At 66.3% G+C, this 20,975-nt stretch carries 15 protein-coding genes; 8 read left to right on the plus strand and 7 right to left on the minus strand.

From position 1 onward, the window contains the following. Window positions 1–42: 42 nt before the first annotated feature. The 8 genes from Q5H93_RS22240 to Q5H93_RS22275 all read left to right on the plus strand — a co-directional run bounded on the left by Q5H93_RS22240 (window position 43) and on the right by Q5H93_RS22275 (window position 14,984). On the plus strand, window positions 43–1,833 hold the full coding sequence (locus Q5H93_RS22240) for a T9SS type A sorting domain-containing protein (RefSeq protein WP_305008913.1): 1,791 nt from the start codon (window positions 43–45) through the stop codon (window positions 1,831–1,833). 186 nt (window positions 1,834–2,019) lie between these two features. Continuing rightward, window positions 2,020–3,717 (plus strand): T9SS type A sorting domain-containing protein, encoded by a 1,698-nt coding sequence (locus tag Q5H93_RS22245; protein WP_305008914.1) that lies wholly within the window; start codon window positions 2,020–2,022, stop codon window positions 3,715–3,717. Between the two features lie 332 nt (window positions 3,718–4,049). Then, a complete protein-coding gene (locus Q5H93_RS22250) occupies window positions 4,050–4,184 on the plus strand; it encodes a hypothetical protein (protein ID WP_305008915.1) in 135 nt (44 codons plus the stop codon). Between the two features lie 582 nt (window positions 4,185–4,766). Continuing rightward, window positions 4,767–11,741: a DUF8693 domain-containing protein gene (locus Q5H93_RS22255; RefSeq protein WP_305008916.1), complete on the plus strand. Its 6,975-nt coding sequence runs from the start codon at window positions 4,767–4,769 to the stop codon at window positions 11,739–11,741. 208 nt (window positions 11,742–11,949) lie between these two features. After that, window positions 11,950–12,618 carry a helix-turn-helix transcriptional regulator gene (locus tag Q5H93_RS22260; protein WP_305008918.1) on the plus strand — a complete coding sequence of 223 codons (669 nt, stop codon included), beginning with the start codon at window positions 11,950–11,952 and terminating at the stop codon, window positions 12,616–12,618. 108 nt (window positions 12,619–12,726) lie between these two features. Beyond that, window positions 12,727–13,200: a DUF6252 domain-containing protein gene (locus Q5H93_RS22265; protein ID WP_305008919.1), complete on the plus strand. Its 474-nt coding sequence runs from the start codon at window positions 12,727–12,729 to the stop codon at window positions 13,198–13,200. Window positions 13,201–13,321: 121 nt separating this feature from the next. Beyond that, window positions 13,322–14,434, plus strand: a complete 1,113-nt coding sequence (locus Q5H93_RS22270; protein WP_305008921.1) for a glycosyltransferase family 9 protein — start codon at window positions 13,322–13,324, stop codon at window positions 14,432–14,434. Window positions 14,435–14,510: 76 nt separating this feature from the next. Further along, window positions 14,511–14,984 carry a DUF6252 family protein gene (locus Q5H93_RS22275; RefSeq protein WP_305008922.1) on the plus strand — a complete coding sequence of 158 codons (474 nt, stop codon included), beginning with the start codon at window positions 14,511–14,513 and terminating at the stop codon, window positions 14,982–14,984. 91 nt (window positions 14,985–15,075) lie between these two features. Here the strand turns inward: Q5H93_RS22275 and Q5H93_RS22280 are convergent, their stop codons facing one another. The 7 genes from Q5H93_RS22280 to Q5H93_RS22310 are packed head-to-tail and all read right to left on the minus strand — an operon-like array spanning window position 15,076 to window position 20,881. Further along, the gene (locus tag Q5H93_RS22280; protein WP_305008923.1) at window positions 15,076–16,497 is read right to left on the minus strand and encodes a M64 family metallopeptidase; all 1,422 of its coding nucleotides are present in this window, start codon (window positions 16,495–16,497) and stop codon (window positions 15,076–15,078) included. Window positions 16,498–16,502: 5 nt separating this feature from the next. Continuing rightward, window positions 16,503–17,000, minus strand: a complete 498-nt coding sequence (locus tag Q5H93_RS22285) for a hypothetical protein (RefSeq protein ID WP_305008924.1) — start codon at window positions 16,998–17,000, stop codon at window positions 16,503–16,505. Window positions 17,001–17,030: 30 nt separating this feature from the next. Beyond that, on the minus strand, window positions 17,031–17,180 hold the full coding sequence (locus tag Q5H93_RS22290; RefSeq protein ID WP_305008925.1) for a hypothetical protein: 150 nt from the start codon (window positions 17,178–17,180) through the stop codon (window positions 17,031–17,033). Continuing rightward, window positions 17,164–18,543 (minus strand): hypothetical protein, encoded by a 1,380-nt coding sequence (locus Q5H93_RS22295; RefSeq protein WP_305008926.1) that lies wholly within the window; start codon window positions 18,541–18,543, stop codon window positions 17,164–17,166. The genes Q5H93_RS22290 and Q5H93_RS22295 overlap by 17 nt, the downstream gene beginning before the upstream one ends. Window positions 18,544–18,546: 3 nt before the next feature. Continuing rightward, window positions 18,547–19,107 carry a hypothetical protein gene (locus Q5H93_RS22300; protein WP_305008927.1) on the minus strand — a complete coding sequence of 187 codons (561 nt, stop codon included), beginning with the start codon at window positions 19,105–19,107 and terminating at the stop codon, window positions 18,547–18,549. 27 nt (window positions 19,108–19,134) lie between these two features. Further along, window positions 19,135–19,692 carry a hypothetical protein gene (locus Q5H93_RS22305; protein WP_305008928.1) on the minus strand — a complete coding sequence of 186 codons (558 nt, stop codon included), beginning with the start codon at window positions 19,690–19,692 and terminating at the stop codon, window positions 19,135–19,137. Window positions 19,693–19,744: 52 nt separating this feature from the next. After that, on the minus strand, window positions 19,745–20,881 hold the full coding sequence (locus Q5H93_RS22310; RefSeq protein WP_305008929.1) for a glycosyltransferase: 1,137 nt from the start codon (window positions 20,879–20,881) through the stop codon (window positions 19,745–19,747). Between the last annotated feature and the right edge of the window lie 94 nt (window positions 20,882–20,975).

The following is a 20,975-nucleotide window of genomic DNA, read 5'->3' on the forward strand; positions in this document are numbered from 1 at the left end:
GGCTTACTTTTGGGTGCTGGTATCACTCCCACTTTCTTTCTTATGCTAATGTACTCTACCACCATGCGACGGCTGGCGGGCGCCACGGCCCTGCTAAGCGCCAGCCTGCTGGCCGGCCCGGCCCGCGCCCAAACCCCGACCTGGCAATGGGCCCTGCAAACCACCAACCCCACTCCCACCGACCGCAGCGAAGCCCAGGGCAACGCCGTGGCCACCGATGCCAGCGGCCGCGTGTACGTGGGCGGCGAATATGGCTCCGGCAACTCGGGGCTGATTCCGTACAGCCGGCAGTTTGCCGCGGCGGGCAGCGTGACGGCGCCGGCGGGCGGCTTCGTGGCGCAGGCCTCGGCCGTCGGGCAGTGGGCCTGGGTGACCAATGCCGTAGCTACTGGCGTAGCCAACACCGGCGGCACGGCTACCGACATAACGGCAGTGGCCGTAACGCCCACCGGCGAGGTGTACGCGGCCGGCACGGCCCAAGGCACCAGCCTGCAGGTGGGCAGCCGCACAGCGGCCCTGCCCGGCTCCGGCCAGGCCGTGTTCGTGGCGCGGCTCGACGCGGCGGGCAGCTGCCAGGGGCTGCAAATCGTGGAAGGCATCACCAGCGGCATCGAGCTAGCCGCCGACCCCAGCACGGGCGGTGTGGTGCTGGCGGGCCTCTACGAAGTGCCCATGAGCTTTGGCAACAACCCGCTGCCCGCCCCAACGGCCCAACTAGGGTCCGTGTTTGTGGCCCGGCTAGGGGCTGGTGGGCAATGGTCGTTTGCCACTAATTCGACCGGCGCGGCCAACATCGGCTCCGGCGTGCAGCTGGCGGTGGGGCCCGCGGGCCAGGTGGCGGTGGGCGGTGCGTATCTGCCGGGCACGCTGAGCTTCGGCGCGCATAGCCTGACCATCGCCAGCAGCAACAGTAACGCCTACTTCGTGGCCCAGCTTGATGCTACCAACCAGTGGCAGTGGGCCGTGGGCGGCAGCGGCAGCACCGACAGCCGCACCTACGACCTGGCCTACACGCCCGGCGGCACCGTATGGGCCGTGGGCGGGGGCCGCACCGGCACTGTGGTAGGCTCGCAAACGCTGACGGCGGGCGGTGGGCCAAACGCCAATAACCTGGCGGGCTTCCTGGGGCAGCTGTCGGCCGCGGGGCAGTGGGGCACCGTGCAGACCTTTGCCGCTACCGGCGATGGCCTGGGCGCGCTGGGTTTGCTAAGCCTCGACACCAACGGCCTGCCCGTGGTGATGGGCGCCCTGCGCGGCGACAATGGCCCCGTAACGGGCCAGCTGGGCAGCCAGATGCTTACCTCGCCCAACGACGACGTGTTGCTGTTCGTGGCGGGGCTCGATGCAGCCGGGCAGTGGCGCTACGTGACTACGGTGCCCCAGCCGGCCCTGCAGGATGGCATCAACCCCAAGGCCCAGGCCCTCGACCGCAGCGGCAACCTGCTGCTCACCGGCGGCTTGTTCGGCAACATCACCCTGGGCGGCACTACGCTCAGCGGCAGCGGACGCAGTTTCGTGGCCACCAACGACTGGGGCGACGTCTTCCTAGCCAAGCTCACCAACGTCACCATTCTGGGCAGCCGCCCCAGCGCGGCGGCTGCAGCCGCACCGAGCTGCTTTCCCAGCCCGGCCCGCGGCACGGCCACGCTGCGCCTGCCGGCGGCTGCCGCCACGGCTCAGCCCATAGCACTGCTCGATGCCCTGGGTCGGGCCGTGCGCCACTACACCGTGCCCGCCCGCGCCACCGAAACCCCGCTCGACCTGATGGGCCTGGCGCCCGGCCTCTACGTGCTGCGCACGGGCGCGGCCACGGCGCGACTGGTAGTCGAATAAGCTGCCTAGGAACTGTCTAACGGCCAGTTCGGACCCGCCTCGGGTTCGGGCTGGCCGTTTGGTATTTAATGCCATTGCCCATCTGGTCGGGGGGGGTATTCCAGGCTGCTCCGCCGCGCAGGCAACCCTGCGCGGCGCCGGGGAGTCATGCTCCCGATACCGTTTAACCCCCTTTCATTTTCTGCAATGAAACACCTGATGACTGGCGCCGCCACCGCCCTGCTGCTGCTGGCGTCCGCCCACCTTCACCCGGCCACCGCCCAAAGCTGGGCCTGGGCCAACGCCGCCTCCACTACCCCCAACGCCGAATCGTGGGCCGAGAAGGTGGCCTTCGATGCGGCGGGCAACGCCGTGGTGGCGGGGCACTTCTCGGGCACGCTGGTGCTGGGCCGCCACACCCTGGTGAGCGCCGGGGGCGAAGATGTATTTGTGGCCCGCGTGGACGCCACCGGCGACTGGGCCCAGGCCGTGCGCGCCGGCGGCCCCGCCGACGACTATGCCATGGGCCTGGCCGTAGCGCCCGATGGCACCGCCACCGTAGTGGGCGGCTTCGAAAGTAAACTGGCCACCTTCGGCTCCTTTGTGCTGCCCAATAGCGGCTCCAACAGTTCTACGCAGGACGTATTCATTGCCCGCCTGAGCCCGGCCGGGGTGTGGACGCAAGCGGCTCGCGCCGGCGGCCAGGGCCACGACCACGCCACCGCCGTAGCCCTAGCCCCCGATGGCACGGCCACGGTGGTGGGCGGCTTCCAGGGGCCCACGGCGGCGTTTGCGGGCACGCTGCTGCGCAATACCACCCTCGCCGGCGGCTTTGAAGACGTATTTGTGGCCCGCTTCAGCGCGGCCGGGCTCTGGACCAGAGCCATTAGCGCCGGCAGCGCCGATACCGACCACGCCAACGCGGTGGCCGTGGCGCCCGATGGCTCGGCCGTGGTGGTGGGCACGTTTTACGGCGAAAAAATAGCCCTCGGTACCAAACTAGTATCTAACAGTACGGGTAATAGCGGCCCGGCCGACGTATTTGTGGCGCGGCTGACGCCCGCCGGCGACTGGGACCGGGCCGCGGGCCTGGGCGGCAGCGCCAATGACGAAGGCTTCGGGGTGGCCCTGCACGCCAACGGCGATGCCACCGTGGTGGGCAGCTTTGCCAGCCCCACGCTGACCGTGGGCCCCGCTACGCTAACCAACAACACGCCCGGCAACACCATGTACACCGACGTATTCGTGGCCCGCCTGAGCGCGGCCGGCACCTGGACGCAGGCCGTGAGCGCCGGCGGCAACCGCTACGACTGGCTGAACTCGGTGGCCGTGGATGCCCAGGACCGCGCCGTGGTAGCGGGCAGCTTTACCTCCACCAGTTTCACGGCGGGCATGTTGATGCTGAGCAACACCACCGCGCCTACCACCCACAACGAGGTGCTGGTGGGCACCCTCGATGCCAACGGCCACTGGAGCAGCCTCTGCCGGGCCGGCGGGCCGCAGCTCGACATTGCCACCAGCGTGGCCTACAGCCCCCTGGGCCGTGTGGTGGTGGCCGGGGTGATTCACGGCCCGGCGGCGCAGTTTGGCCCCACTACCCTGGTGGCGGCCAAGCCGGCGGCCTTTGTGGCCAGCCTGGGGCAGCTGCCGCTGACCAGCCGCCCGGCCGCCACGGCCACCCTGGCCCTGGGCCTGGCCCCCAACCCCGCCCACGGTAGCGTGCGGGTGAGCCTGCCTGCTACGGCCGCCGCCACCCCGCTGCAGGTGCTGGACGCAACCGGCCGCGAGCTGCGCCGGCTGGCCGCCATGCCCGGCCGCGAAACCACACTCGACCTCAGCGGCTTGGCGCCGGGCCTGTACCTGCTGCGGGCAGGTGCCGCCACCGGCCGCCTGCTGGTGGAGTAAGGCCCCGCCCCAAGGCCCGCAAAACCTGATTTATGGCTCAAAATACCCGGAAGTGGGTATTGAACCGGGCCAGCCCCCGGCCGACCTTTGTGGCATCGGGTGGCCCGGCATAGTGGTTTAGGGATGGACCCTGGGGACCGGCTCACCCGATGGCCCGCGCCGGATGAAACGGGCCGGCGCCAGGCAGGCGCTGCCAAATCATCATTCTGCAAAAAGGTAGTCGCGGGGCGTGGCCGGCCAAGGCCACGCCCTTGCGGGGCGCAGGCGGGGCTCCGTAACTATTGGCCGAAATATTGCGGGAGCGTCTTTTCACACTTCTTACTTTCTGAGCTATGCAATTCATTACCTCTTTGCTAAAGGCGCTGAAACGCGGCCTGGGCCCTGGTGGCTGGACCTGGCTGGGCACCTTATTCCTACTGGCCAACAACCCGGCGGCCACCTCTACGCTGGAGCTGCCGCTGGCCTGAGTGGCCGGTAGGCCAGGGCGGGCATTGCGCTGGGGCGGGCATCCCGCCCCGGCGCTTCTGTGCGGTACGGTCAGGCGTGTGCCTGCTGTTTTTTCTTATTCATGTTTGTCGCGGTACATGCTCTGGCGACGTCATCGTCGAGCAACAATAATCCTACCCCGGCCACGCCCAAAGGCATGTCGTGGACGGCAACTGACACCAGCATGACCACCACCCAAACCCGCATCACGCAGCATTCGGGCATGTTTGGCCACACTGGCGCCGCGGCCTCACGGCCACCGATATTGTGGGCACGTTCAGGTTTTTGGGGTATGGGCTCGGGTACTGCCTCCCGGTGCAGCAAACCATCACCAACGGCAAGTTCAACGTGAACCTGTAGCCCTGCACCAGGCCGTCGTCGACGGTAGCCCGCCGCCCGCCGCCAAGCCCCTCTCCCCGGGGCTTGGCGGCGGGCGGTTTGGCGTTGGGGCGGGCCGGGTGCGGCGGCCCAAAATACCCGGAAGTGGGTATTGCAGCACCCAGACAGTGCGGCGGACCTTTGTGCGACTGTTTTATCCCCTAATTCCTTCCTCTCCCATGCATATGCTTACCCTATTTTTTCGCCGCCTGCGCTGGCGCCTGCCTCTGGTGGGCGGCATGTGGCTGGCCCTGTTGCTGACAGGCCCGCTGCGGGCCCTGGCCAGCGACCGGCCGGCCAGCGCAACTCCTTCATTGGCTGAGGCCCTCAACGCCGATGGCACGCTGCGCGCCGGGGCGGCGGGCTCGTTCGACGCCCGCGCCTTTGAGATGCGCACGGCGCCCGATGGGCGACCCGTGTTTCGGCCGGCCGAGGCCAAGCGCCTCACCGGAGCAGGGGATGAGAAGTGGCAGGATGGATTCGGCGCGGCGGGCATTAGCAGCAACATCCAGGTAGTTGCCCGGGTGGGCAGCGACATCTACGTCGGCGGGTTTTTCACGACCGTTGGCAACGTGGTAGCAAACCGCATAGCAAAGTGGAACGGCACGGCCTGGAGCTCGGTGGGCACGGGCACAGCCAATGGCGTGAATGGCGGCGTATACGCGCTGACTACCAGTGGCACCGACCTTTATGTGGGCGGTGACTTCACCCAGGCCGGGGGCGCGGCGGCCAATCGGGTAGCCAAGTGGAACGGCACCAGCTGGAGCAGCCTGGGCACCGGCGCCACCAACGGCATCAGTAGTGCGTCCAGCACGGTGTACGGTATCGCCATGATTGGCAGCAATGTGTACGTGGGCGGTAGCTTCAGCCAGGCTGGTGGAGTGAGTGCCGCCAACCTGGCCCGCTGGGATGGCACGGCGTGGAACAGCGTGAGTGGCGGGGTGAACAACACCATTCGCGCTATGGCAGCCGTGAACACGGACCTGTACGTTGGGGGCAGCTTCACGCAGGCCGGGTCGGTAACGACCAACTACATCGCCAAATGGAATGGCACCAGCTGGAGCGCCCTGGGCCCCGGCCTGTCGGGCGGCACGGTTTCATCTATGGCAGCCTCGGGCATGGACGTGTACGTGGGGGGCGGTTTCTCGCCAACTGCTGGGCAGCCCGGCAACCGGATAGCCAAATGGAATGGCACCAGCTGGAGCGCCCTGGGCACAGGGCCGGCCGCTTATAGCAACATTTATTCCATCGCCGTGATTGGGTCAACGGTGTACGCAGGTGGTGACTTCACTACCGGCTCGGGCAGCACAGCCAGCGTAGGCAACTATATTGCCCAGTGGAACGGCTCCGCCTGGACCAGCCTGGGTACGGGTGCGGCCAATGGCACGAACTATTATGTCCGGGCAATGCTGCCCCTGGGCTCCGACCTGTACGTAGCTGGCGACTTCACCCAAGCCGGTGGAATGCCAGCCAGCCGGATAGCCAAATGGAACGGCTCGGCCTGGAGTGCGCTGCCGTTCGGGGTGGCCAATGGCGCCCTCGATGGCACCATCAACGCCGTGGCCATCTCGGGCTCCGACGTGTACGTGGGCGGTACTTTCACGCAGGTAGGCACAGTGGCTGCCGCACGGGTGGCCAAATGGGATGGCAGCACGTGGAGTGCCCTGGGCAGCGGCGTGGCCGGGGGGCAGGTACACGCTCTGGCACTGCTGGGCTCCGACCTCTACGTGGGGGGCAACATCAGCATTGCGCAGGCTGGCGGCGGCTTCTTCTTCTACCTCGGCAAGTGGAATGGCACGGCCTGGAGCAGCCTGGGTACCAACCCCAACGGTGCGGTGTACGCACTGGCGGCCCTGGGCTCCGACCTGTACGTGGGCGGACAGTTTAGCCAGGCCGGCGGGGCCAATGCCGGCAACATTGCGAAGTGGAGCAACGGTACCTGGAGCCCCCTGCTGGAGGGCACGCACAACGGCGTAGGCAGCACCGTACGGGCGATGGCAGTGATGAACAACGCCCTCTACGTTGGGGGTGATTTTCTGACCGTGGGGTACGCAAACACTATTGAACCGCGCACGCGGATGAACCTAGTGGGCCGCTGGGATGGCACGGCCTGGAGTAGCCTGGGCACGGGCTCGACCAACGGCATCACCCAGGGCATGAGCGTTTATGCGCTGGCCGTATCCGGCAACACGCTGTACGTGGGCGGCCGCTTTGCGGAGGCCGGGGGCCTGTCAGCCCGCTCCGTAGCCCGCTGGGACGGCAGCAGCTGGAGCAGCCTGGGTGCGGGCGTCTCCAATGGCATCAATACTAATTATGTGGATGTGTACGCGCTGGCCGCTCAGGGCGCCACGGTGTACGCGGGTGGCGAGTTTGCCGCCGCCGGCGGGGCACCCGCCAGCTACATTGCCAAATGGAACGGCACGACCTGGGCGACGATGGGCACGGGCCTGAATGGCATCGTGCGGGCGCTGGCCGTCACGCCCGCCGCCCTGGTAGTTGCCGGGGGCGACTTTACCCGGGTAGGTGATGGCAGTAAAGTGACTTCCCGCTTCGGGGTATACGCTGACCAATTGCTGGAGCCCACCATCACCAGTTTCTCGCCCGCCAGCGGGCAGGTGGGCACGGTGGTCACCCTCACCGGCACCAACTTCACCGGCGCCACGGCCGTGGCTTTCAACGGCACGGCCGCCAGCAGCTTCACCGTCAACTCGGCCACCAGCATCATGGCTACCGTGGCCAGCGGCACCAGCACCGGTACCCTCACGGTGAGCAATGCGGATGGCACGGCCACCAGCGCCACTAGCTTCACGGTGCTCACGGCGGGCACGCCCGTGCCTTTCGCCTACACCGGCGGCCCCCAAACCTACACCGTGCCGGCCGGCGTGACCCAGCTGCGCGTGGTGGCCAACGGGGGCAGCCACGGCTTCAGCGGTGGGCGCGGCGCCACCGTAAATGCCTTGCTGCAAGTGACACCCGGCGAAGTACTGACCTTGGTGGCCGGCGGTGCCGGCACTCTGGCCAGCTCGCCTACCACGCCCGGCCAAGGCGGCTACAATGGCGGCGGCAACGGCGGCAACACCGCCCAGCCCGGTAACTACAATCCCGGTGAAGGGGGAGCCGGCGCCAGCGACCTGCGCCGCATCAGCGGCGCCACTACGGCCCTGCCCTTCGGCAGCGGCGACCTGAGCAGCACCCTGGGCCAGCGCCTGCTGGTGGCCGGCGGGGCCGCCGGCGGCACCACTAATGCCGGGGCTAGTGGCCCGGGCGGCGCCGAAAGCGGCCAGGCTGGCACCGCTACTGCGGGCGGCGCGGGCGGCCAGCGCTCCGGCACCGGCTACGGCACCGATGGCACCCTCGGCCGCGGTGGCCAGGGCGGCGACGATAATAGCTCGGGCGGCGGGGGTGGCGCCGGCGGCGGCGGCGGCTACTACGGCGGCGGCGGGGGCGCGGGTGGCAATAGCTTTCAGGGCTGGGGCCCGGGTGGCGGCGGCTCCAGCTACGCCGACCCCACGGCGCTGGTGAGCGGCACTGCACCCGCCTACGGTCTGCGTAGCAGCAGCGGCGCGGGTTCGCTGGTGCTCACGCCGTTTGGCTTGGTCACAGCCGCTCCGGCCATCGCCAGCTTCACCCCGGCCAGCGGCCCGGTGGGCACGGTGGTCACCCTCACGGGCAGCAATTTCACCGGCGCTACGGCCGTGGCTTTCAATGGCACTGCCGCCAGCAGCTTCACTGTCAATTCGGCTACCGGCATCACGGCTACCGTGGGCAGCGGCAGCAGCACCGGCGCCGTCAGCGTGACCACGCCCGGCGGCACGGCTACGAGTGGCAGCAGCTTCACGGTGACGGTACCTTGCACCGACCAGGTGACGGTGAGCGTGACGCCGGCTGGTCCGGTAAGCCTGCCCAGCGGCGGCAGCCAAGTGTTGACCGCAACGGCAACGATGGCGGGATTTAATGCAGGTGGCAGTGGCTTCCGGGGCACCGTACACGCACTGTTGGTCTTATCAAACGGCCAGACATTGGTGGGCGGTTCCTTCGACCAATACAATGGGGTGGCCGTGCCGCGAAGCCTGGTGCGGCTCAACGCCGATGGCAGCCGTGACCTGACTTTCAACGGCAGCAACAGCGGCTTCGACGGCCTTGTGTGGTCGCTGGTGCTGGAGCCAGACGGACAAGTGCTGGTGGGCGGCAACTTCCAGATGTATAACGGGCAAGACGTGCCGGACCACCTGGTGCGCTTCAACGCCGATGGCAGCCGCGACCTGACGTTTAACAGCGGCGGCAGTGGCTTCAGTGGCGGCGAGGTGCGGGCGCTGGCGCTGGAGCCAGACGGACAAGTGCTGGTAGGCGGCGGCTTCACCACCTACAACGGGGGTAATTGCTCCGATGGATTGGTTCGGCTGAATACCGATGGTAGCCGCGACGCTGGCTTCAATGGCGGCAGCGGCACTGGCTTTGACCAGGTGGTGTATGCGCTGGCCCTGGAGCCGGACGGCCAAGTGCTGGTGGGCGGGTTGAGCACGTTCTATAATGGGGTGAACGTGCCCGATGGACTGGTGCGACTGAACGCCGATGGCACCTACGACCCAACATTTAACGGAGGAAACACGGGTATTACGGGGACTGTAATGGCGCTGGCCGTGGAGCCGGACGGGCAGGTGCTGGCGGCCGGGCCCATCTTTCTCTACAACGGGGCGCTGGCACCCGACGGCATGATGCGCTTCAACGCCGACGGCAGCCTGGACACGAGTATTAACGGTGACTTTGGCTTCCCGGGTTACCCACGGGTATTGGCGCTGGAGCCAGATGGGCAGATTCTGGTGGGCGGGGCATTTAACCAGTACAATGGCGTGAACTGCCCCGACGGGCTGGTGCGCCTCAATGCCAACGGCAGCCGGGATGTCAGCTTTAACAGTGGCGCGGGATTTGGCGGGCCGGCTCCCCTCGATGTGATTGCCCTGGCCCTGCTACCGAGTGGCCAGGTGCTGGCCGGGGGGTATTTCAGCACCTACAATACTGCTGATGTGCCCGATGGCCTGCTACGCCTTGGTGCCGATGGCGCCCGCGCTGATGAGGCCGTAGCCCTGCCCGGTGCCACCTTTGTATTCAACCCCGGCGGCAGCGCCGGGGCTATGCTCAGCGTCACGCAGTCGGGCAGCTACACGGCCACGGCCACCGACCCAGCCACAGGCTGCAGCTACACTTCAGCTCCGGTGCAGGTAACCGTGGCCGCCGCCCTGCCCGACCTCATCGTGAGCACCTCCATGCCCACCGTGAGCGGCAGCTATAATAATGTTACCGTCACCGGCACCGGCGTGGCTACCTTGAGCGGCGCCCTCAGCGTGGCCGGCACCCTCACGGTGCAGGGCGGCGGCAGCCTCTACACCAACTGCCAGCCCCTCACCGGCGCGGGCAGCTTCGTACTGGCCGACAGCGCCCGCCTAGGCATCTGCGATGCGGCCGGCATCAGCGCCAGCGGCGCCACCGGCGCCGTGCAGCTCAGCGGCAGCCGCAGCTACTCGGCCAATGCGTACTACGTGTACAACGGCACGGCCCCGCAAGTGAGCGGCCCCGGTCTGCCCGCCACCGTGCGCGAGCTGGTGCTCGACAACGCTGGCAGCCCCGCCATCGACCTCACCCTGAGCCAGGACCTGGCCGTGACCCAAGTAGTGCGCCTCACCAACGGCAACCTCAGCCTGGGCAGCCACGTGCTCACGCTGCGCTCCGGCGCCGCCGGTACCGCCCTGCTGGTGAACACCGGCGGCCAGGTGCAGAACAACACCGGCACCTGCCGGATGGAGCGCTACATCGACCCCACGCTCAACCCGGGCGTCGGCTACCGCCACTTCTCGGCGCCGGTTACCAGCATGCCCATGAGCGGGCTGGTCACCAACGGCTTCACGCCGGTATTCAACCCGGCCTACAACACCTCGGCCACGCCCAACCTCGTTACGCCCTTCCCCACGGTGTTTGGCTACGACGGCGGCCGCGTGCCCACCAGCCCGGCCACTACTTACTCTGACTTCGACAAAGGCTGGTACTCGCCCGCCGCTACCGACGTGCTGGCCCAGGCCACCGGCTACACCGTGCACCTGCCCGCCTCGGCGCTGGTTACCTTCAGCGGACCGGCCTTCTACCAAGGCGCCAGCAACGGCTACTCGCAGCCGGCGGCCAGCGCACAGGAAGGCCCCTGGGTGCTGGTGGGCAACCCCTTCCCCTCGCCCTTCGACCTGAGTACCACGGGCTCGCAGGTGCGCGTCAACTTCGACGCCGCCAGCTACGTCTTTGAAAGCACCGGCGCCTACACCGGCCAGTACCGCGCCTACGTCAACGGCGTGGGCGGGGCCTCGCCCCTGCTGGCCGCCGGCCAGGGCTTCTTCGTGCGTAAAACCACGCCCGGCAACTTTGCCGCCCTGGGCTTCAACGCCGCCGGCCGCCTCACCAGCTTCGGCACCCAGGCCACTTTCCGGCGCACCACCGCCGACCTGCGCCCGCAGGTCAGCCTGGCCCTGCAGGTGGGTACCACCCCGGCCGATAAGCTGACCGTGTACGCCGAAGCTGGCGCCACCCCCGGCGCCGACGCGGCCTTCGACGCCCACAAGCTGCTCAACCCCGGCCTGGCCTCGGCCTTCGCCCTCACGCCCACCGGCGAGGCGCTGGCCATTCAGGGCCTGCCGGCGCTGGCAGCCGGCACGGTGGTGCCGCTGAGCGTGGTGCTGCCCGCTGGCGGCGCGGCCTCGCTCACGGCCTCGCTGGCCAATGTGCCCGCCGGCCTCACCGCCTTCCTGACGGATGCCCTCACCGGCGCCCGCCACGACTTGGGTACAACGGCCACTTACGCCTTCACGGCCCCGGCCGGCACGGTGAGCGGGCGCTTCGCCTTGGTGTTTGGGCCGACGGCTGGTCCGCTCAGCGCGGCCACCGCCCAGGCTGCTGCCCTGGCGCTGTACCCCAACCCGGCCCGCACCGCGTCTACGCTCACGCTGGAGCCCGCCGCTACGGTGCGCGCCGTGGCTGTGCTCGATGCCCTGGGCCGCGTGGTGCGCCACACGGCGCTGCCCGCCCAGGCGGCCAGCACCGCGCTCGACCTGACCGGGCTGCCGGCCGGCGTGTACGCCGTGCGTTGCGGCTCGGGCACGGCCCGCCTGGTGGTAGAGTAGTTTCCGTTTTTCCTGATTGCAAAAGCCCCGCCCTCTCCGGCGGGGCTTTTTGCATAGCGGGTGGCCAGAGAGCCGCCCCGCTACGGCCGCCGCGAAGCTCAGCAGATGAAGATTTAATGAAAATGACTTATCTAGCACCTGATTTACTTACTACTTATTCAATGTACCATTATTGCTTCCCCTATTATTCCATCTCCTACTTTCGCCCATGACTGATGAAGAACTGATTACCAAAAAAATTGCTGAAATCGCCGCCGCCGCCGACCAGTACCCGACCGTCGTCATCATCCATCACGTGCCCACCCAAACGGTGCGCTACCTCTCGGAATGGGGCCTGCGCCTGCTGGGCGCCACGCTGGAAGAGCTGCAGGCGCTGGGCCCTGCCTTTTCACCCACCTACTTCAACCCCGTCGAGTCGGATGAGTACATGGCCCGGGTGTTTCAGCTAATGTATGAGTCGGGCGTGCCCGACGTGCACACTTTCTACCAGCAGGTGCGCACCACCGAGCGCGAGGGCTGGAGCTGGTACCTGACCTCAATGCGCCGCCTGCTGGCCAACGACCGCGGCGAGCCCCTGCTGGTGATTGGCCTGGCCATCCCGCTGCACCCCGACAACCACTTCGCCGCCAAGGTCAAGCGCCTGATTGACGAAAACGGCTTCATGCGCCGGCACGCCCGGCTCTTTGCCACTCTCTCGGCCCGCGAGCGCGAGGTGCTGCGCCAGCTGGCCGTGGGCAAAAGCGCTGGCGAGATTGCCGAAGAGCTGTTCATCTCTACCGAAACGGCTAACACACACCGCCGCAATGTGCGCCGCAAGCTGGCCGCCACCACCACCTTCGAACTGGCGGAGTATGCGCGGGCGTTTGATTTGATTTGAGCGGCCCCGGACTGCAGCTGCTGCCGCAGCCGGGCTGGCAGAATACTGAACCGGTGTACCTTTATGCCAACGCCGGGTAGATGCCTGATTATTCTTTTGTTCCCCCTTATGACTTTCTCCACACCCTTCGGCCGCAAAGCCATTGCCCTGCTCGCCTTCGCAGCCCTCACCGCCTGTTCCGACGACAGCGATGGTGACTTAGTAGCGCCCGCTAAAGGCATGAGCTGGACCGTGGATGGCACCGCCACCACCGCCAACAGCTACCAGCCCAATGTGTCGGGCACCGACGTTATCCTCACGGGCTCGGCCATTTCCAGCGCGGCCTTCAGCAGCGTTACGCTCACGCTGCCCTTGCAAACCGGCACGTATAACCTGGCCACCGTCGGCTCCGACGTGAAGGCAGTGTACGTGGCCGGCACCGGCAACACCAACGGCACAGCCTACTATGCCACCTCGGGCACGGCCACCGTTACGAGCGCCACGGCTACTTCCTACATGGGCACGTTCAGCTTCAGCGGTACCGATGCCAACGGCACGGCCTCCAAAACCATCAGCAGCGGCAAGTTCAACGTGACGCTGTAGTGACGGGCGGAGATACTCCGGCGTCTCCAGCTCGTCGATAACCAACGGGAAATTCTGCACGACCTTCCCGCCGGCGCTCCCGACCGGCTGTTATTTTTGCCGTTCCATTTGCTTTTGCTTCGTGCCCGAACCGCTCAATTCCGTCCTCGTTCACCCCGACTGCCGCCACTACCGCGGCGACCTGCCCTGCCGGCCCAACAAAACCGACGGCTACGTGTGCGAGGGCTGCCCCGTGTATGCCCCCGTCACGCAGCGGGTGCTCATTATCAAGCTCGGGGCCATCGGCGACGTTATCCGCACCACGCCACTGCTGCGCCGCCTACGTCAGGAGCGGCCGGGCTGCTTCATCACCTGGCTCACGCTCACACCGGCCATTTTGCCCCAGGGCGAAGTGGATGAGATTCTGAAGTTCGACTACGCCAGCACCCTGCAGTTGCAGGCCCGCCGCTTCGACGTGGCCATCAACCTCGACAAGGAGAAAGAGGCCTGCGCCCTGCTGCTGAACGTGAACGCGACAGAAAAATTCGGCTACACCCTGCGGCCCTATGACGGCGTGGCCTGGCCCATCAACGAGCTGGCCCACCACAAGTACCTCACCGGCGTGTTCGACCAGCTCAGCCTGGCCAACACCAAGCCCTACGTGCAGGAAATCTTCGAGCTCTGTGGCTTCGATTTCCGGGGCGAAGAGTACGTCTTCGACACCCACGACGACAAAAACTACGACTGGAGCCGCCTACCTGCCACCGGCCCCCGTATCGGCCTCAACACCGGCTGCGGCGACCGCTGGACCACCCGCCTCTGGAGCACCCCAAAGTGGATTGAATTAATCCAGGGCCTGCAAGCCGCCGGCTACACGCCGGTGCTGCTGGGCGGCGAGGCCGAAGACGCCCGCAACCGCGAACTGCAGCAGGCCACCGGCGCCGCCTACCTCGGCACCTTCCCCCTCCCCCAGTTCATCAACCTGATGAACCAGATGGACGGCATCGTGACGCAGGTAACGATGGGCATGCACATCAGCATTGCGCTGCGCAAACCTACTATTCTGATGAACAATATCTTCAACCCCCACGAATTCGACCTCTACGGCCGGGGCCAGCTGGTGCAGCCCAACCGCGAGTGCGTATGCTTCTACCGGGGCAGCTGCCGGCTGGGCACGAGCTGCATGGAGGAATTGCCGGCGGAGAAGGTGCTGGCAGCCGTGCGCGAAAGTGTACCGATACAAAGTATTGCATAAACCATAATTGCCTGTATCTTTGTCTAGATTTCGGGCAAGTGCGTACTTGCCTTCATTTATTTTTTTCCTTTTTACTATGGCTTCTCGCCTACTCTCTTTCCGCGCCGTGGCTACTGCCCTGGCTATGACCGCCCTCTTTTCGTCGTGCTCGGACGACAGCGATGACCAACCTGCTACCCCGGCGGTAGGCGTTAGCTGGACCGTAGATGGCAATAACGTAACCGCTTCGCAGGTTCAGAAAACCGTTGGCACTACCGAGGTAAGCATCTCGGCTGCTGCTGGCTCGGCCACCAGCGCCAGCGGCATCACCCTGACCGTGCCTAAGGCAGTTGGCACCTACACCATCAGCGCTACCAGCGCGGCAGATGCCACCTACACCACGGCCACCTCGGGCTCGGCCGGTCTGTATGGCGCTACCAGCGGCACCATCGCCGTCACCAGCCTCACGGCTACCAACATCATCGGCACGTACTCGTTCACGGGTACTGATGCCATTGGTGGCACCGCTACCAAAACCATCAGCAACGGTAAGTTCAACGTGGCCCTGTAAGGTCCTGAAACTCTGTTTTAGCTTTAAAAGCGGCCGTTGCCCTCCGGGGCAGCGGCCGCTTTTTTGTGCGCCGGCGAGGGCTATCATCGGGTTACTGCTTCACAAGCTGCTGGCTAAAAGGCCGGCCGTCGATGTCCAGCACCAGGGTATAGACGCCGCCCGGCCGCAGGTTGAGGTCGGCGGTGCGCAGCTCGTAGCGGTAGCTGCCGGCGGCCTGGCGGCCCCGGGTCAGCGTGTGGAGGCGCCGGCCGGCGGCATCGACCACAGTCATGCGCACGTCGCCGGGCTGGGGCAGAGTGTAGGCCACCGTGAGCACGTCGGCCACGGGGTTGGGGTAGGTTTTGATAACGTACTCAGCTTCGCGGGCGCTGATGGTGGTGCCGTTGGGCGTTTGGCCCACGTCCCACCGGTACACGTAGCGGTGCAAGGTGCGGTGCGTGATGCTATGGCTCAGCACCGTGGAATCAATCACCTCGGCTTCAATGGTGTGGGTGCCGGTGGCCAGCCGGGCGCTGGGTACGGTCACCTGGGCCACGTTGCCGGCCAGCGGGGCGCCGTCGAGCTGCCACTTCACGCGCAGGGTATTGGGGGTGGGCGGCAGCAGGCGCAGGGAGAACTGCTGGTTTTGGGTTGGGTTGGGCAGGGTGGTGCTACCGGGCGAAAAGCTGTCGACGGGCCGCACGGCTCCGTGAATGCTTTCGATGAGTGCCTCGGTGCACACGCTGCAAAATGGGGCATATAGCTGGCCCATCTTGCAGTTCTGGTGGGGATGGTACCAGGCTGGCGCCTCGGCATACGGATAGATGCCTACGCCATTAGTACCCAGCCACGACTGCCAGCGTACCACGCCGCCGGGCTGCCGGGCCAACTCGGTCATGTTGGGGTATTCGCGCGCGTAAATAATGCCGGCCCAATACTCATCGGCCAGGTTGGCGAAGGTGTGTCCCAGTTCATGCACCAGCACTTCGGTCGAATACGAATTGGCCGTTATCGTCACTACATTGGGAATTTCGCCGCCCGAGCCGCCATATTCCCCGGTATTCACCAGCACTACCGCCACGGTGTAGCTCGGGAAGCTGGCCGCCAGCACACTGCCCAGTTCCGTGACGCCCGCGATGTTAATCTGACGGTGAATGCTGTCGTAGTCGAAAGCACTCCGGAAATAGGTGTTGGCCACGCGCGGCGCGAGCGGCGAGGTATAGCAGTCGAGGGCCGTATGGGGGTGCGAAGTGCCCGACTCGGCGGACGGCACCTTGATGGCAAACAAATTGAAATACTGCTGGTACTGCCGCAGTGGCGACTCGCTAAACAGGCGCGTCGAAGCCGCCTGCACGTCGTTCAGGTACTGTGGCATATCGCTGGCCTCGTAGCCGTCGCCCACGAATACGATGTTAACGCGGTTATTCAGCGGGCCGTTTTTCATCAGTGTGTCCACCGGAAACAGCTGGGCCCGGCTAAGCCCCGGCAGCAGCAACAGGGCGGCCAGCAACACAAGCGTAGAAAGTTTAGACATAGTAGTCAGTTAGGAAGGTAAAAGGAGACGGAAACGGGGACAGCAAAAATGGCGCCTTGTTCTTCGACCCGCACGGTGCGGGCCTGGGGTTGCCGGGCCAGCCGGACAAAGAATTCGGCCTCGCGCAGGCGGCGCTGGCGGCGTACGAAGCGGCTGCTATCGGTGGGGCTGGGGGCCTCGGTATCGCGCAGCAGGGGGTGCGGCACGGTGGTGGCCGGCCCGCAGGGCTGGCCCTGGGCGTCGAGCTGCGTGAGCAGCAGGCTGGCCGTGCCCCCGCTTTTGGAGCCGGCCGTGCCCACTACCGCGCCGGGCACGGCCCGCGCCTGCAGCAGCTCGAAGCGGTGCTCCCCGGCGGGGGCCGTCTGGACGCGAAACGACAGAAACAGCAGCTGCGGCCCGGCGGCGGCCGATTGCGGCGACGCAGCGGCCGGGGCCTGGTAGTGGTAAGGAGCGCGGGCGCAGGCGGCCAGTCCCAGCCCCAGGGCCAGGCTTAAGATGCTCATTCGTAACGGGTGCCGGGTCATGCCTCAAACTTACGACGGCGGTGCGGCTTCATCGCCCACCAGCCTGGTAATTTCGGCAATTTCAAACTCGATGGCCGCCCGCCACACCTGCAGCAGGGCGGGCGCGCCGGCATCAATGTCCAGCAGGCCCGCTGCCCGGCGCTCAACTATATCGAGCAATTGTTGCGCCCGGGCATCGCCGACCGGAAACGCTGTGCGCAGTTGGGGGAGCCCCCGTTGCCAGCACCAGGCCTGCGCCAGGCGCACCTGCCAAGCAGCCAGCTTTTCCGCCAGCGGATAAGGGTCGAGACGCAGACGCTGGCGGCGCAGGTCGAGGTTGTCGCGGTCGGCCGCACTCAGCACCTGCGGCGCGGCCGACGCGGCCTGGTCTGCCTTTACGGCCTCGAATAATTCCTGCACCGTTATTGACCGCCCTGCAGCAGCGGCAGTTGCCGCCACGGCAGCGCCAGCGCCCCGCGTCGGGCCCGATACGGCCGCGCAGCCGCAGGGAACGACCGGCGCGCTGGAAGCGCAGCGTGTCGGGGCGCGGGCCGAGCAGCAGGCGCCCCGGCGCGTAGCGTAGCGGGTAGTCGCGGAAGCGGCCGGCGCTGTCTTCGGTAATCAGGTAGCCGCGCCGATGGATGAACAGGCGGCGCAAGCCTCTGCCGGCTAACGACTCGGCTTGCAGCGCATAGGCCCCGTGCAGGAAGGGGCGCGCCGCCGCGTCGTCGTTGAAAATGCCGGTTTGCAGGTAGGGCCCGGCGGTTTCGAGCAGCAGCCCGGCCAGCAGCAGCCCGCGCAAAGCCCCTACCCCGCGCCCGCCCCAGCCCGCCGGGCGCGGCACCCGCGCCGGTTGCCAGCGCTCCAGCACCAGCCCGGCGTAGAGGCTGCGCAATGCCGGCGCGGCCACCAGCCCCGCCAGCCCCAGCAAAAAGCCCGACCAGAGCTTCACCGAAATATCAAACCCGATGTTCAAAGCCAGCACCTGCAGCAGCACGGCCACGGCCAGCACCGCGCCCAGCGCCCGCGTGCGGCCCCACAGCAGCAACAGGCCCGGCCCCACTTCGAGCAGCCCGGCGAACAGGCTGTAAAAGTGCGAAGTACCCATCACGCTCCAGTAGGCCAGGTCGGGCGCGAGCTGCCCCAGCGGGGTGTAGAGGGTGTTGGGCTCGGGCAGGTAAAACTGCACTTTGAATACTTTATCAAAGCCGTATTCGAGCAGGTGCAGGGCCACAAACCACGCCGCGCCGGTGTGCAGGCCATACCACAGCCGGGCATCGGCGGCCGGGCGGCTATGGCTCAGCCGGGTCCACAGCGCGGCCAGCAGCGCCGTAGCCAGTAGCAGCAGCCCCGCCCACAGCCAGAGCCCGGGCGAGTCCGAATACAGCGCCGTCGATTGGCCGTTCAGCGCCGTCAGGCTGGTTTCGAGCGTCGGGCGCAGCCAGGGGCCGGGCGCCGGCAGCACCCGGTAGCGGAAAGGGCTGGTCAGGGCCAGCAGCGCCGCGAAGAGCAACGCCCAGCGCCAGGCAAAGGCCAGCAGCATCGGCTAAGCGGCCTGAGATTGCGGGCCGGGGCGGCGCTCGCCCAGCAGCCAACCCGCGCCAGCAAATAGCAGGATAGCGGCCACGGCCAGCCCCACGCCGGGGTGTTGGGGCGGGGCGGGCACGGCGGGATACAAGGCTGCTTTTTTGCGCCTGGCTTTCTGCTTTTTCAGCACGGGGGCCGGGGCGGCAGGCTTGGTAGTGCTATCGAAGCCGATGAGCTTGACCTCCGGCCGATAGCGCTGATAGTAGTTTACGGTTGACCGTTTGGTCGCCAGCCCCTGGTCGTCAGCAGTGGCCAGCCTGACAATATGCGTTTTCTCTTCGCTACGCTCCTTACTAGCCCGGCTCCAGTGACCATACTGGATGGCCGTGGTATCGGAGAGTAATCGGACGCTGTCGGCAACAAAATAAGGAGGCATGGGCCGCGTTCCGAAATTATCCGCCGCCGCGTCCAGCGCCGTCAGGCTCCCGCTGTGGCTGAGGTGGGCAATGCGGGCCGTCTGAGCCGGGGCGACGGAAGTCAGCAAGGCCACAAGTGCCGCAGTTAGGGCAATAATTTTCATCGGTTGAATCACAAAACAAATAGCTATTTAGGCCGCCAGTTCAGCCCGCTCACCCAGCAGCCAACCGGCCCCGGCAAATAGCAGAATGGCCGCCACGCCAACCCACACGCCCGGGTGCGGTGGCGCGGGCACAGTGAGCAGAAAGGCGGCTTTTTTGCGCTTGGCTTTCTGCGTTTTCAGTGCGGGTGCCGGTATCGCGGGCGCAGCCACGCTATCAAAACCCAATACCTTCATTTTCGGGCTATTTTCTTGGTAATGAAGGGCCAGCTGCTTTTTCTGGCCCCAGCCGTAGCGTTTTGGATAGGTAACCAGATTGGTTTTCTGCTCGCGCAGATTTTCCTGCTCACGGTGCATGTAATTCCACCGACCGTATTCCAGGGCCGTGGTATCGGAGAGCAGCTGCACGCTATCGACTTCGAAATAGGGCGGAATGATACCGAAATTATCGAGTGTACCAGCTTCCGCCAACGTCTCCTCACTGCCGCTGTGGCTGAAGTGGGCAATACGGGCCGTTTGGGCGGCGGCACGGGGGAACACGGCGGCACTCAGCAACGCCGGGAGCAAAGAGTGACGGAGAAAACGCATGGCCAGAAGACAAGTGGGAAGCCGAATATACCACGCAGGACAGTAGCGCGAATTACAAAGTTCGCGCTACTTCCTTGAGCGCCGCCACCATCACCTCCCACGAAAACTGCTGCTTCACCCGTCGCGTGCCGGCCTCGAAGTGGGCCTGTTTTTCTGGCTGCGTGCAGAAATCGACCAGCGCCCCGGCAATAGCCGCCGCCGTGGGCGGCACCACGTAGCCCACCTCGCCGGCAGGAATGAGCTCGGCCAGGCCCCCTACGTCGGTCACCAGCATGGGCCGCTCGAAGTGGTAGGCTATTTGCGACACGCCGCTCTGGGTGGCGTCCTTGTAGGGCTGCACTACCAGGTCGGCGGCGCAGAAGTAGTCGGCCACTTTTTCGTTGGGGATAAAATCGGTGGCACGCACCAGCCGGCTTTCCAGGTGGTGCTGCCTGATGAGGGCCTCGTAGGGCGCGGCCGCCTCGTAAAATTCGCCCGCAATAATGAGCTTCACCGGCAGCGCCGCCAGCCGGGCATCGGCAAAGGCTTCGAGCAATAAATCAAGCCCTTTATAAGCCCGAATGAAGCCAAAAAACAACAGGTAACGAAACTCGGCCGGGAGTTGCAGCGCCGCCAGCGCCTCGGCCCGGGGCCGGATGGGCCCGAAAGTATCATACAGCGGATGCGGTCGATAGAGCGCTGGCTTGCCCCCAAAGCCGAGGTGCTGCAAGTCCTTCAGCACGCTCCGGCTCATGGTCACGAAGCCATCGCAGGCGCTTAGGAAGTAGCGCGTGAGCGGCCCGTCGCCCGGCCGCTTCTCGTGCGGAATCACGTTGTCGGTGATGGCCACGCAGCGGGTGTGGCCGTTGCCGCGCGCCAGCCGGGCCACGGTGCCCAGCGCCGGCCCCATAAACGGCAGCCAGAACCGAAACACAATCAGGTCGGGCCGCTCGCGGCGCAGCCGCCGCCCCAGCGCCAGCCAGCTCAGCGGGTTCACCGAGTTCAGGCTGACCTCAATGTCCAAATCCGAGGGCGCGGGGTCGGCGCTGAACTGCGTCTGGCCCGGAAACAGAAAATCCGGGTATTGCAGCGAAAACGTGACGATGCGCACCGCGTCGCCGGCTGCCCGAAAGGCGCGGGCCAGCCGCTCGTTGTAGGTAGCCAGCCCCCCGCGCAAGGGGTAGGCCGGGCCGATAATAACAATCTTCATGCTGCCGGTAAAGGTAACCGCTGACCTGTTCAGGACCGCGCCACCAAACGCCGAAGTGGTAGGACGAACCCCACAAGGGCTCATCCTACCACTT

The sequence above is a fragment of the Hymenobacter aranciens genome, from assembly GCF_030580865.1.
GTDB classification, from domain to species: Bacteria; Bacteroidota; Bacteroidia; order Cytophagales; family Hymenobacteraceae; genus Hymenobacter; species Hymenobacter aranciens.

What these genes read in the sequence shown, in the direction of transcription:
- Q5H93_RS22240 (WP_305008913.1), top strand. Translation starts at nt 43, where the DNA reads ATGCTAATGTACTCTACCACCATGCGACGGCTGGCGGGCGCCACGGCC.
- Q5H93_RS22245 (WP_305008914.1), top strand. Translation starts at nt 2,020, where the DNA reads ATGAAACACCTGATGACTGGCGCCGCCACCGCCCTGCTGCTGCTGGCG.
- Q5H93_RS22250 (WP_305008915.1), top strand. Translation starts at nt 4,050, where the DNA reads ATGCAATTCATTACCTCTTTGCTAAAGGCGCTGAAACGCGGCCTGGGC.
- Q5H93_RS22255 (WP_305008916.1), top strand. Translation starts at nt 4,767, where the DNA reads ATGCTTACCCTATTTTTTCGCCGCCTGCGCTGGCGCCTGCCTCTGGTG.
- Q5H93_RS22260 (WP_305008918.1), top strand. Translation starts at nt 11,950, where the DNA reads ATGACTGATGAAGAACTGATTACCAAAAAAATTGCTGAAATCGCCGCC.
- Q5H93_RS22265 (WP_305008919.1), top strand. Translation starts at nt 12,727, where the DNA reads ATGACTTTCTCCACACCCTTCGGCCGCAAAGCCATTGCCCTGCTCGCC.
- Q5H93_RS22275 (WP_305008922.1), top strand. Translation starts at nt 14,511, where the DNA reads ATGGCTTCTCGCCTACTCTCTTTCCGCGCCGTGGCTACTGCCCTGGCT.
- Q5H93_RS22280 (WP_305008923.1), bottom strand. Translation starts at nt 16,497, where the DNA reads ATGTCTAAACTTTCTACGCTTGTGTTGCTGGCCGCCCTGTTGCTGCTG.
- Q5H93_RS22285 (WP_305008924.1), bottom strand. Translation starts at nt 17,000, where the DNA reads ATGAGCATCTTAAGCCTGGCCCTGGGGCTGGGACTGGCCGCCTGCGCC.
- Q5H93_RS22295 (WP_305008926.1), bottom strand. Translation starts at nt 18,543, where the DNA reads ATGCTGCTGGCCTTTGCCTGGCGCTGGGCGTTGCTCTTCGCGGCGCTG.
- Q5H93_RS22300 (WP_305008927.1), bottom strand. Translation starts at nt 19,107, where the DNA reads ATGAAAATTATTGCCCTAACTGCGGCACTTGTGGCCTTGCTGACTTCC.
- Q5H93_RS22305 (WP_305008928.1), bottom strand. Translation starts at nt 19,692, where the DNA reads ATGCGTTTTCTCCGTCACTCTTTGCTCCCGGCGTTGCTGAGTGCCGCC.
- Q5H93_RS22310 (WP_305008929.1), bottom strand. Translation starts at nt 20,881, where the DNA reads ATGAAGATTGTTATTATCGGCCCGGCCTACCCCTTGCGCGGGGGGCTG.